This is a genomic window from Myxococcus vastator, assembly GCF_010894475.1.
Classification (GTDB): Bacteria; Myxococcota; Myxococcia; order Myxococcales; family Myxococcaceae; genus Myxococcus; species Myxococcus vastator.
This window is the reverse complement of record NZ_JAAIYB010000248.1, coordinates 1-12,183: the sequence shown is the minus strand read 5'-3', so window position 1 is coordinate 12,183 and position 12,183 is coordinate 1. Positions and strand designations below refer to the sequence as shown.

Here is a 12,183-nt window from a genome sequence, read left to right as displayed (position 1 = left end):
GTGTTCATGGTGCACGGCGACGGGTGGGGCTTCGAGGCCGCGTTCCTCTCCAGCGTCGGCTCCGCGTTCGTGCCGCCGGAGCAGTCCATCGCCGCGTACCTGGCGAAGGAGGGCGTGGACGTGTGGGGCCTCGACCTGCGGTGGGCGGGCGTGCCGCGGGACACGCAGGATTTTCGCTTCATGAAGCACTGGACGCTGGAAACGCACGCGGCCGACGTGGGCGTGGGGCTGGGCGTGGCGAAGCTGCTGCGGCTCGCGGGCGGCAACTTCCAGGGCACCATGCACCTGCTGGGCTGGAGCCGGGGCGCGGTGGTCGGCTACGCGTACCTCAACCGCGAGGCCCGGCTGCCGCGCGCGCTGCGCCAGGTGGACGGCTTCATCCCCATGGACATGGCGGTGCGCTTTTCGCCGCGGGACGCGCAGCAGCAGGCGTGGGCGTGTGAGCGCTACGAGGTGCTGAGCAATGCCCGCCAGGAGGGCCAGCTGGAGGGCGGCCTGCTCGGGCCGGCGCCGGGCATCATGCTGCAGGCCATTGGCCAGCTCGCCGCGGCGCAGCCGGCCGCGCCGTCTCCGTTGGTGATGGAAGACATCTTCGGGCCGGGCACGGGCGTGCCCACCAACCGCAAGCTGGCCGTGGTCGCGGCGGGCGCGACGAGCGTGCTCTTCGCGCCGCTGCAGCCCATCGTCCCGGCCTACCACCTGATGGGCAGCACGCCGGACGCCCTGGGCCTGCCGGAGCAGCTCTCCTTCACCCGCGAGGGCTACCTCTTCGAGTTCGGCCAGCGCACCGCCCCGTACCAGAGCATCAACGAGGTGGTGGAGACGGAGGCGTGGGCCTGCGGGAAGAGCGTGCCCTACGACGACCGCCTGCGCGACGTGAAGGTGCCGGTGCTGTACGTGGGCGCCGCGGGCGGCGTGGGCCGCTACGGCGAGCACAGCCTCACGCTGCTGGGCAGCAGGGACGTCACCCGGCTCAACGTCAGCACGCTGCCGGAGGCCGCGCGCGCCCTGGACTTCGGGCACGCGGACCTGTTCCTCGCGGAGGACGCGCGCGTGCGCGTCTGGAAGCCCGTGCTCCAGTGGATTCGCACCCACTGAGGCAGCGGGCCTAGCCGTCCGCCTTCCACAAGCCGTGGCGCCGGGCCCGCCGGCCCAGCGTCACCGGGTCCATCCCCAGCGCCACGGCCGCGCGCCGCAGCACCCCGCCGTGGCGCTCCAGTGCCTCGCGGATGAACTCCCGCTCCACCCGCTCCAGCCGCGCGCGCAATGAGCCATCCCCACCCGGCTCGCCGCGCAGGGCCAGGGTGGAGCCCAGCACCGGCGGCAGCAGCCGCCGCGACACCACCTCGCCCGGGCGGGAGAGCAGCACCGAGCGCTCCATGACGTTGCGCAGCTCGCGCACGTTGCCCGGCCAGCCGTAGGCCCGCAGCGCGTCCACCGCGTCCGGCGCGATGCCACTGGCCGAGCGGCGCAAGGTGCGGTTGAACAGCTCCAGGAAGTAGAGCGCCAGCTCCGGCACGTCCTCCGGCCTGTCCCTCAGCGGCGGGATGTCCACGGTGAAGCTGTTGAGCCGGTAGAAGAGGTCCGCGCGGAAGCGGCCGGCGCGCACTTCCTCACCCAGGTCCTTGTTGCTGGCGGCCACCACGCGCACGTCCACGTGGCGCACCTGGGTGCCGCCCACCGGACGCACGTCCCCCGTCTCCAGCACGCGGAGCAGCTTCGCCTGGAGGTTGGCGGTGGTGTTCTCGATTTCGTCCAGGAAGATGGTGCCGCCATTGGCGAGCACGAAGAGCCCGGGGTGGTCCGCCACCGCGCCCGTGAAGGCCCCCTTCACGTGGCCGAACAGCTCGCTCTCCAGCAGCGTCTCCGACAGCGCGCCGCAGTCCTGGACCACGAGCGGCACGTCCCCCCGGCCACTGAGCCGGTGGAGGATGCGCGCCAGCACCTCCTTGCCCGTCCCCGTCTCGCCCTGGAGCAGCACGGCCACGCGGTGGGGCGCCACCAGGCGCACCAGCTCCATCACCCGCTGCATGGCGGCGCTGCGGAAGCCCAGCTCGTCCCCGCCGCGTCCACCGGGGGCGGGCGGCAGCTCCTGCGACAGCGCGCGCTCACGCAGCAGGCTGCGCTCCAGCTCCAGCGCCATGCGCCACTGTTCGGTGCGCACGCCGTGCTCGCGCCCCGCTTGAAGCACCGCCTGGTGCACGGCCTCCCGCGTGGGTGAAGGCCCGAGCGCGCGGAAGATGCGCCCGGCGTTGAAGAGGGCCACCAGCCGCTCCGACGCGGCCGGCGCGCAGTAGACGATTCGCGACGCCAAATCACTGGGCGGCCCCGCGCCGGAAGGGTCCGCGTCCGCGCGGCCGGCGGCCAGGGACTCCACCAGGGACAGGGCCTGCTCCTCGTCCTGGCCGCACACCACCAGGCACGCCGCGTCCCCGCGCGTCACCAGCGCGTGGGCGTCCGACGGGCTGGCCGCGAAGTGGAGCTTGGCCACCCCTTCCAGCGCGGCCGTCACCGCGCGTGCCTCCGGTTCGGTGGCGAAGGCCACCACCACCTGGAGGTGCGACGAGGCGAGGTAGCGCGCCAGCTTCACGCCGTCCGCCTCCTCGAAGGCGCGGAAGCTCACGCCCATGGCCGCCACCGCGCCGGACGCGTCGTGACGCCAGCGCACCACGCCGCGCACGCGGATGTGCTCACCGGAGTCCGGAAGGGAGAACGACAGCTCCAGGTCCTCGCCCTCGCGCGGCCCTTCGGATGGCGTGTGCGGCGTGGCGATGAGCCCGATGCCCGTCTCACTGATGTTGACGGCCCAGCACCCATGGAGCGCGGGCTGCGTCACCACCTTCACGTACAACGGCTTGCGTTCGCTTCGAGGGGCGTGGGCGGACACAGGCCGCGTCATGAGCACCACAGTCTACTTGAGGGATGAAGCGGCGCTGACAATTTGCGACTCGGGAAGATTCGCCAGCCATCACTCGACCTGGATGTAGGTACAGGTCATGAATGACCGGCCGGCGGACGGTATCAACAAGCAAACGAGCCCGTCTCGCGGCATGAGACACGTCCTGGCGCTCCCCCTGCCCCGCCGCTGCTGGCATGCTGGGGCCGTCTTCATGGCCATCGCAGCAGGCACCTCCCGCTCCGGCCACACGCTCCGGATTGCCCAGCGAGTCCCCCGCACGGAAGCGGAGGGCCCCGGTGTGCGCTTCGCCCTCTGGGTCCAGGGCTGCCCCCTGCGCTGCCCGGGGTGCTGCAACCCGGAGATGTTCGCGGCCGAGCGCGGCACCGAGGAGACGGTGGAGGCCCTGGCCCGGCAGGTTCTGTCCACGCCCGGCATCGAGGGCCTCACCCTGCTGGGCGGCGAGCCCTTCTCCCAGCCCGGTCCCGCCGCGGCGCTGTGCGAGCGCGTCCGCGCCGCCGGGCTGAGCATCATGGTCTTCACCGGCCACACGCTCGCGGAGCTGCGGGCCCAGGCGCGCGGCGACGTGGACCGGCTGCTCGCGACGGTGGACCTGCTGGTGGACGGCCGCTTCGAGGCGGACCAGCCGGAGACGGCGCGGCGGTGGATTGGCTCGCGCAACCAGGTGATGCACTTCCTCACCGGCCGCTACTCGCCGCACGACGCGTGCTTCACCGCGCCGAACACGGCGGAGGTGCACTTCGTCGGCGGCAAGCTCGTCATCAACGGCTGGCCCGCGCTCGCCGACCGGTTCCGTCCATGATTCGCGTCGCTCCGTCGGAGCTCGAGCTGCTCACGCTCGCCCGCGCCATCGCCAGCCTGGGACAATTCGCCCCCGTGGAGGACCTGCTCCGCAACCGGCACGCCGTCCCCGCGAAGTTCAGTCCCGGCGCGATGCACGTCCTGCGGGACACGCTCGCCAAGGGCGGTGTGCTCGCGCTCGCCCGGTGCGGCGGCTGGCGCCAGCAGCTCACGGTGCGCGACGGGCAGGCTCGCACCGGCCGGCTCTGGGAGCGGCATGCGCCGCCCGCCCTGCGCTTCTCCGCCCTCACCTTCCACGTCCTGAGGTGGCTGCTGGAACAGCCCCTGACGAAGCACGGGGCCATGCCGCTGGAAGTGGACGGAGCGCCCACGCTCGCCGACGAGCTCTTCCTCTACCTCTGCTGCCGCCTGGTCGCGGGCACCCCCTGCGCGCCGGCCCTGGGCGCACAGCAGCTCTTCCGCCGCTCCGCCCTCTGCTGGCTGGGCTTCCCGGAGCAGTTCGGGACGCAGCGCCCGGAGCTCGATGCCGCCGCCTTCGCGCCACTGCTGGCGAACGGCGCGTGGCTGCTGGAGGCGCTGCGGCTGGAGCTCGTGCGGCGTTGGCGTGGGTTGGAGGAGTCCAAGCGTCACATCGCGTCCCCCGGGGAGGCGCTGGCCCTGGGCGCGGCGCAGGAGGCCGTGCTCGCCGCGTTCCTCGACGCGGTGGATGGCGCGGGCCGAAGGGACCTCGCGGGCTTCCTCCTGGAAGCGGCGCGCCCGTTGCTGGAGCAGCCCGCCACGCGCTGGGTGGAGGGGCTGTCGTCCTCGGCGACGTTGTCCTCGCGGGCCGAGGCGGCCCGTGCCGCCGCGGCCTTCCTGCGCGCCCTGGGCCGCCTGTCGCGCTGGGACGCGGAGCACCGCGCCGTGCGCTTCTTCGACGACGACTACGACGCCGCCCAGCACCTGCTGTCCGAATGGAACGCCTTCGGTGAGGCAGGCTTCCGTCGCGCCGAGGACCATGCCCGCCAACTGACGACCGCCCTCACCAGCGCCTCCGCGGCACCTCCACCTTCCTCCACCGGGAGCGCTCCATGAGCCGCGCCTACCGAGTCTCCGTCTCCGAGTCCCTCAACCGCGTCGTCCAGGCCGAGGACGGCCTGTGCACCAGGCTGGAGCTGCTCCCGCTCCTATCGCGCGAGGAGCTGGCCGCGCTGCTCGCGGCCGAGCTGGCCAGCCGGGGCTTCACGCAAGAGGGCGACGTGGCGCTGCGCACGGAGGCGGAGGGTGTCCGCGTCGCCATCGACGTCACCACCGGCGACGTCAGCGTCACCCTCAGCGGCGAGCAGGAGGTGGAGCTGCAGGCGCGCGGCGAGCTGGCCGTGGAGCGGCCCGACGAGGTGGAGCAGGCGAAGCTGCGCGCCCAGGACCTGGCGCGCGCGCGGCTGGAGGACGCGGCGGACGTCGCCACCGACAAGCTGCGGCAGCAGGTCACCCAGCGGCTCGAAGGCCGGTTGCGCGACCTCAAGTCGGAGCTGGATACCATCTCCAACAAGGTGACGGCGGAGGCGCTCAAGGTGCGCGCCGGGCAGCTCGGCACCATCGAGGAGGTCCACGAGGACGCGGCGACGGGCTCGCTCACCATCAAGGTGCGCGTATGAGTCAGCGCATCCCCGAGGAGTCGCTGCCCACGGAGCTGTCGCCCTTCGCCGCCGTCGAGGCCGCCTACCCCGCAGAGCTGAACCGCGTCTGCGAGGCGCTGCTGCGCGGGCTGCCCGTCATGGTGGAGGCGGACAAGGAGCTGACGCCCTACTTCTACAAGTGCCTGCGCGACAGGCTGAAGCAGGACGGCAAGCAGTTCCTCTACCTGGACGGCCGCACCGCGCAGGAGCCCCCACCGGGCATGCCCGCGCCCAGCATGATGGCCACGCTCATCGCGCAGCTCCGGGACGCGGTGCGCGGCGCGGTGCGCGAGCGCATCGTCGTGTTGCCCCACCTGGACCTGCTCACCACCAGCACCGGCGGGCTCACCAGCGAGGCGCGCGAGGTCATCCCCCTGCTGTACGAAAACCCGGAGATGCTCTGGGTCGGCTTCAAGGACCCGTCCTTCGCCGTGCCGCGCGTCATCGAGAACCTCTTCCCCCACAAGGAGAGCATCCTCGGCGTGGGGCGCGACCGGCTGCGCTACCTCATCACCCAGCGCGAGTGCCGCAAGTTCGGCAGGGGCCTGCAGCCCTATGCGCTCTACAAGCACGTCTCCGGCGTCAACGCCGTGCGGCTGCGCCGGCTGCTGGGCGCCATCAGCGGCGAGGACTACCCCGCCAACCCGAAGCCCGTGTATGCGCAGCTGCGCTCGGCCACGCTCACCGGTTCGCTCAGCGTGCCGGAGCTGGAGCTGCACACGGACATCGGCGGCTACGCCAAGGTGAAGCAGCGGCTCCAGCAGGAGCTTCTGGACGTCCTGGCGCACAAGGACACGCTGACCGACGCGGAGGCGGTGAAGCGCGTGGAGGCGCTGCTGCCGCGCGGGATGATTTTCTGGGGCCCTCCCGGCACCGGCAAGACGCTGTTCGCCAAGGCAATGGCCTCGGCGCTGGGCGCAGCCGTCCAGGTGGTGAGCGGCCCCGAGCTCAAGAGCCGCTGGGTGGGCGAGAGCGAGGAGAACCTCCGTCTGATTTTCGTCCGCGCCCGGCAGGCGGCGCCCAGCATCATCGTCTTCGACGAATTGGACTCCTTCGCGTCGGCGCGTGGCACGTACACGGGCTCGGGCGTGGAGCACTCCATGGTGAACCAGCTCCTCACGGAGATGGACGGCTTCCGCAAGGAGGAGCTGGTCTTCGTCGTGGGCACCACCAACTTCGTGGAGTCCCTGGACCCCGCGCTGCTGCGCCCCGGCCGCTTCGAGTTCCAGCTCTGCATCCCCTACCCCAACAGCGCGGACCGGCGCGCCATCCTGTCCATCTACAACCAGAAGCTGGGGCTGGCGCTGACCGAGCGCGCCCTGGACTACGCGGTGAAGCGCACGGGCGACCGCGTGGAGGGCACCGGGACGCGCTTCTCCGGCGACCACATCCAGGCGCTGTGCCGGGCGCTCGCGCGGCGACGGCTGCGCGAAGGCGTCCAGGGCCCCACCGAGGCGGTGGACGTGGAGCGCGCCCTCACGGAGTTCCTGGACCGGCCGGAGCTCACGCCCACGGAGGAGCGCGTGGTGGCCACGCATGAGGCGGGGCACGCGGTGTGCGCGCTCTTCTGCAAGCACGCGCCCGCTATCGACCGCATCAGCATCCGGGGCGACCTGGCGGGCTCGCTGGGCCACGTGCAGTACGCGGACCCGGCGCACCGGTACGTCGTCACGCGAGGCCAGCTGCTGGACAGCATCTGCATGCTCTTCGGTGGCCGGGAGGCGGAGGACCTGCTGCTGGATGACCTCTCCCTGGGCAGCGCTCATGATTTGGAGCGCGCCACGGAGATCGCGCGCGAGCTGGTGGAGGACCTGGGCATGGGCGGCGACGGCGTGCCCGTGCGCCGCTTCGATGCTCCGGGAAGGCAGGCGGACCGGCATGCTTTGTCCGACGCGACGCGAAGCACGCTGGAGGCCGCGATACAGGAGGTCCTGGCCGTCCAACGGACCCGGGCCCGGGATATCCTCCGGCGAGAGAAGGAGCGGCTCGTGGCCCTGAGGGATTTGCTCATCGAACGCAAGGTGTTGGACCGCGAGGCCTTCACCCACCTGGTGCCCGCGCCCGTGGCGCCGAAGAAGGAGCCCGCGCTTGGCTAGCCTCATCCTCCGCCTCCAGGTGGACCCGGCGACGGGCCGCAAGGACGTCATCATCCAGTACGAGAGCGACGCGGACGCGCTGCCCATGGAGCACGAGGACGAGCACCGCCGGCTCGTGGACTCGCTCATCCAGGGCGGCACGCTGAAGGCCTCCGAGCTGGGACGCGTCATCGTTCGGCGCGACACGCCGTCGGGCAAGACGGCCGAACCCTCCTCCACCGCCGAGGACGCCTCCGAGAAGGTCAGCCAGAAGGCCTGATGTCCATGCTCGTCTTCACCAGTGAGGAAGCGCTCCACCTGGCGCTGACCTCCGGACTCGTCCCCGCCGAAGTCCAGGCCGCCCCCGCCCGCTGCCACCGGACGCCCGACGGCGCGCTTCACGTCCTGCCGGAGGTGATGCCCGCGAAGGAGGTGCTCGCGCAGCTCTCGTCCCTGGGCGTGCAGGTGACGCGGAGCCGCGCGCAGGAGGCCACGCCGGTCCTCTGCTGGGCGGAGCTGATGACGTCGCGGCGCGCGCCGCTGGAGACCGCACCGACGGGCCCGGTGCTGTTCCTGCCTCCGAGCGCCGATGCGCTCCTTCCACTCGCGGGCGAGATGCTGCGCCTGGGGTGCGACCGGCAGGAGGTGTGCTTCGCCCAAGCCGCGGAGGGAAGCGGACAGCGCGCCTTGCTGCGCGCGATGTCACCGCCCTACTTCACCCTCACCCGCGCGCTGGACGCCACGGGCCCGCTGCGCGCCTTCGCTCCCGCGGTTCCGGGGCAACTCTCCGTCTGGGTCGAGGTGGGCTACACGCATCCGCTCGCGCGCACGCTCCAGGCGCCCGTTGGGACGTTGCTGCTCATCCACGGCGAAGGCCCCTGGCTGACCGCGCCGGACGGCCCGTGGACGGACCTGTACCAACACACCGACCTGCGGCTCCCAGCCCCGGGCGAGGACTGGACGCCCGCGCCCACGCCGGGCCGGCTGACGGTGCCGCTGCGCCTCACGCGAGCCGCGCGCACGGAGCCCGCGAGCCTGTGGGTGCTGCGTGAGGATGCGCTCGCCCAGGTGGAGTCCCTGGTCCACACGTTGCCGGAGCCGCTGCTCGCGCAGCTTCGCTTCGCCGTCACGGGACCACCGGAGGCGCCGTGCATCGTGCTGCGTGCTCGAGCGGGCCGGGAGCGGCCCCCGGAGCTGGGCCTTTCGGGCATGGCCTACGCGCCGCTGCCGCAGCTCGCGGACCTCTTCCTCCCGTGTGACGGACTGCTGGAGCCGCCCGTGCGCAGGGACCGCCTGCGCGCGCTGCTCGTGCCCCAGGCCGACACCGTGACGTGGCTGCATCCCACCGGGGGCGGTGGGTTCCGCGCGGAGCGGCTGCCGGAGTCCGCGTTCCAGCCGCTCGACACCTGGGTGGACTACGTCGTGGACACCCACGCCGACGCGCTCATGCCATGGGTCCGGAGCGCCAGCTTCGACTTCGCCGCCTTCGAGGCCGCGGAGGGAGAGTGGCAGAGCGCGGCCCGCGCGGTGCAATCGGATGAAGAGGAGGGCCGGGGCTCGCGAGGCACGCGCCGAGGCCGCCGTGAGGAGTCAGCCTCTCCGGTGGCGCCCACGAGTCCTCCCCCCATCGTCGCGGTCCGCGTCGCGCAGCCCGTGCCCACCGGTGCCCGCCTGGCGCCGCTCACGCCCGCGCAATCCAACGCGGTGGAACAGGAGCTGAGTGCGCTGGAGAAGTCCTTCCTGGCCCTGGAGGTGCCCGCCGACTCGCCGCAGCGGCAGGAGCTCTGGACGCGCATGGCGGAGCTGAACGGGCGGTTGGGCCGCAAGCGCGACGCGAGCCTGTGCTGGACACGCGCGCTGTGGTCCGCGTCCGACACCGAGGCCACCGAGCTGGTACGGCGCTGGGCCGATTCAGAGAACGAGGGAGGCGCCTCCCCCGCCGAACGGATGGCGTCACCCGCGCCCACGGACGAGGACGTGCGCGGCGTCGCCAGCAGCCTGGTGCGCGCGGTGCGTGACCCGGACGCGCCCGCGCCTGTCGACGTGGCGGCGCTCCAGCGATGGCTGGACCGGCATGACGCGGAGCTCGACGTCCGGACGCTCTGGCTGACGCGGACGGCGCTCGACACGCTGGCGGGGGGCGATGCGCTCGGACTTGCACGCGCGAGCGACCGGGTGCTGGAACTGCTCCAGCGGGGCCTGTCGCTCGCCAGAGACGTGCCCCGCTTCCTGCGAGGTGGCACCGATTCGGCGCAGGTGCCCCGGGTGGTGGCGCAGCTCGAAGCCCTGCTGGAGCGCTTCGAGCACACGCCCCGCCGCCGCTCGTCCATCGAAGCGGCGCCCGCGCTCACGCTGGCCTATGTCCGCTACGTCTTCGCGGTGGGACTCGCCCGGCTCGGGCAGGCGGACCGTGCGCGGACCCTGGCGTCCGCGGCGGAGGAGGCGGTCGACACGAAGGAGGCCATCCACGGCTTCCTCTCCCGTGCCTACGGTGCGCGCGTGGCTCACGCACGGGAAGGCCAGCCGCCCGAGACACCGCTGCCGTCCGACATCGCCGCCGAATTGAACGCCCTGAGCACCTTCCAGCGGTACAAGGTGGACCGGCTGCGGCAGGCCTCGGTGCTGCTGGAGCCCAGCGAGCGGCTCGACCCCGCGAGGGCCTTCGGGCGCGGCGCCAGGGACTTGCGCGGCGAGGAGTTCGCGACCCTTCGCGACTTGAAGGACCCGGCGCAGGTGGCCGCGCAGGTGGAGGCCCTGACGGCCCGGGCCACCGAAGCGATGCTGCCCGCCGAGGAACGGCGGCGGCTCATCGGAGGCCTGCTGGACACGCTGCCCCGCGTCGCTCCGGCGCGCGCGCTTCCACTCCTGAACCGGCTCGTCTCATCCATGGAGTCGCTCCCCGGTGAGGCTCAGGCCGTGCTGCTGGGTGATGCGCTGACTCTGGCGGCCCTCTTCGGCCGGGCGGACCACGCGATGACGCTGGCGGCGCGGCTGCGCCGGGTGCTCACGGCGCTGGCCCCCACGTCCCCCGCCTGGAGTCACGGCATCCTGGGTGTGAGCCTGCGCGGCCTGCGCCGGGTGGGCCTGTCCCGCGAAGCCGCCGAGCTGGTGGACGCGGCGCAAGAGCGCCTGGCGGGCCCCAAGACACCGCTGACGGCGCGGCTCGGCGTGGCGGCGGGCCTGTCCATGCAGGGGCGCACGGCCGAAGCTATCGACGTGTTCGACGCCGCCTTCGAGTCACTGGGCGCGGCGAAGGGCGGACTCCCGGAGCGGCTGGCGCTGACGCGCAGCCTCGCGAGCGCGCTGGCACATGCCCCCGTGGAGCTGGCGCTTCCGGGGCTGGCGCGCATCTCGGAGGGGCTGCCCATTGTCACGGACAGCTACAACACCAACAGCCACTTCTGCCTCTCCGTGGTGGAGCTGGCGGACGCGCTGGTGCAGGGCCACGTGGAGGTGGCGCAAGGCACCGGAGCGCGCGCGCGAAGCTGGCTGGACGAAGACGAATTCCTGGTGCGACGGCGCATCCATCGGGAGCTGGAGGAGCGCACATGAGCAGTCATCCCGCCATCTCCGAGCTGACGTTCGACGCGCTCTCCCAGGAAGCCCACGGCCTGCGCGAGCGCCTCAACCGCTTCCGCCTGGCGCTGGGCCGTCACTTCGTGGGCAAGCAGACGCTGGTGGACCTGATGACGGTGGCGGCGGTGGCGCAGGAGCCGCTGCTGCTGGTGGGCCCACCGGGCACGGCCAAGTCGGACCTCGTCCTCAAGTTCCGGGACGCGCTGCGCATCCCCAACGAGGATTACTTCGAGTACCTCCTGACGCGCTTCACCGAGCCGTCGGAGGTGCTGGGCCCCATCGACATCAACCTGCTGCGCCAGGGCCGCTACATCCGGCGCGAGGGCGGCAAGCTGCCCACGGCGCGGCTGGTGTTCCTCGATGAGGTCTTCAAGGCCAGCTCCGCCATCCTCAACGCGCTGCTCACCGTCATCAACGAGCGCAAGTTCTACCAGGACGGCGCGCCGCAGCCGGTGAAGCTGAAGGTGCTCTTCGCCGCCACCAACGAGCTGCCCGAGCACGCCGAGCTGGGCGCGCTGAAGGACCGCTTCTGCCTCAAGGCCGCGTGCCGTCCGGTGCAGGACCGCTACTTCCTGGAGCTGCTGGACTCCGGCCTGGATTCGCAGACGCACCGGGAGCTGAACCAGAAGCCCTGGGCGGAGGGTCACGCCACGCTGGACGACCTGCTCAAGGCCCACCGCTACCTGACGCTGATGATGGGCAAGCGCGAGACGGGCCCGGACGGCCGCGAACTGCGCGACCGCGACCTGTTCTTCCGCGATGAGCTGCTGCGTGAGTTCCGCCGCGTGGTGCAGACGCTGACGCGCGAGGACGGCGTGTTCATCAGCGACCGCAAGCTGGTGAAGCTCTACCGCCTGCTCCGAACACGAGCGTGGATATTCCACGGCGGCGCGGTGGAGCGGCAGGACCTCCAGCTCCTCTCGTACCTGGGTGAGACGCGGGAAGAAATCGACCTGCTGGAGGAGAAGGTGCCCCGGCTGCTGGGCCTCTCGTGAGTCGCGGATGAGCACGGAGCTGAGAAGCCCCCAGGACACGGAGCGCTGGCTGTGCGCGGGGCTGTGCCTGATACGGCACGAGGACCTCACGGCCGACGCGTTGACGCCGGCCGTGCCGTGGCTCCTCGCCACGCTCGCGGAGTCACCCGCCCTGCCCCCAC

Annotated in this window: 9 protein-coding genes; 8 read left to right on the top strand and 1 reads right to left on the bottom strand. The window is 72.3% G+C overall.

The genetic code is table 11. The annotated features are described in order from the left end of the window. Positions 1 to 1,098 (top strand): hypothetical protein (locus tag G4D87_RS22900; protein WP_163784339.1); only part of this gene is annotated, 1,098 nt, incomplete at its 5' end. A 10-nt stretch (positions 1,099 to 1,108) separates the two neighbouring features. On the opposite strand, the gene G4D87_RS22895 is transcribed toward G4D87_RS22900, so the two are convergent. After that, positions 1,109 to 2,899: a sigma 54-interacting transcriptional regulator gene (locus G4D87_RS22895; RefSeq protein WP_205507690.1), complete on the bottom strand. Its 1,791-nt coding sequence runs from the start codon at positions 2,897 to 2,899 to the stop codon at positions 1,109 to 1,111. Positions 2,900 to 3,110: 211 nt separating this feature from the next. Here G4D87_RS22895 and G4D87_RS22890 point away from each other — a divergent pair, with 211 nt between their 5' ends. The 7 genes from G4D87_RS22890 to G4D87_RS22860 are packed head-to-tail and all read left to right on the top strand — an operon-like array spanning position 3,111 to position 12,022. Then, positions 3,111 to 3,719 carry a 4Fe-4S single cluster domain-containing protein gene (locus G4D87_RS22890; protein WP_240358508.1) on the top strand — a complete coding sequence of 203 codons (609 nt, stop codon included), beginning with the start codon at positions 3,111 to 3,113 and terminating at the stop codon, positions 3,717 to 3,719. Next, a complete protein-coding gene (locus G4D87_RS22885; protein ID WP_163784337.1) occupies positions 3,716 to 4,792 on the top strand; it encodes a hypothetical protein in 1,077 nt (358 codons plus the stop codon). Before G4D87_RS22890 ends, G4D87_RS22885 begins: the two co-directional genes overlap by 4 nt. Then, positions 4,789 to 5,355: a hypothetical protein gene (locus G4D87_RS22880; RefSeq protein ID WP_163784336.1), complete on the top strand. Its 567-nt coding sequence runs from the start codon at positions 4,789 to 4,791 to the stop codon at positions 5,353 to 5,355. The genes G4D87_RS22885 and G4D87_RS22880 overlap by 4 nt, the downstream gene beginning before the upstream one ends. Next, positions 5,352 to 7,472 carry an AAA family ATPase gene (locus G4D87_RS22875; protein WP_163784335.1) on the top strand — a complete coding sequence of 707 codons (2,121 nt, stop codon included), beginning with the start codon at positions 5,352 to 5,354 and terminating at the stop codon, positions 7,470 to 7,472. Before G4D87_RS22880 ends, G4D87_RS22875 begins: the two co-directional genes overlap by 4 nt. Next, entirely contained in the window at positions 7,465 to 7,731 is a 267-nt protein-coding gene (locus G4D87_RS22870) for a hypothetical protein (protein ID WP_163784334.1), read from the top strand. The genes G4D87_RS22875 and G4D87_RS22870 overlap by 8 nt, the downstream gene beginning before the upstream one ends. Next, positions 7,731 to 11,003, top strand: a complete 3,273-nt coding sequence (locus tag G4D87_RS22865; RefSeq protein WP_163784333.1) for a DUF8586 domain-containing protein — start codon at positions 7,731 to 7,733, stop codon at positions 11,001 to 11,003. Before G4D87_RS22870 ends, G4D87_RS22865 begins: the two co-directional genes overlap by 1 nt. Then, positions 11,000 to 12,022, top strand: coding sequence for an AAA family ATPase (locus tag G4D87_RS22860; protein ID WP_163784332.1), 1,023 nt, complete (start codon positions 11,000 to 11,002; stop codon positions 12,020 to 12,022). Before G4D87_RS22865 ends, G4D87_RS22860 begins: the two co-directional genes overlap by 4 nt. The last annotated feature ends 161 nt before the right edge of the window (positions 12,023 to 12,183 follow it).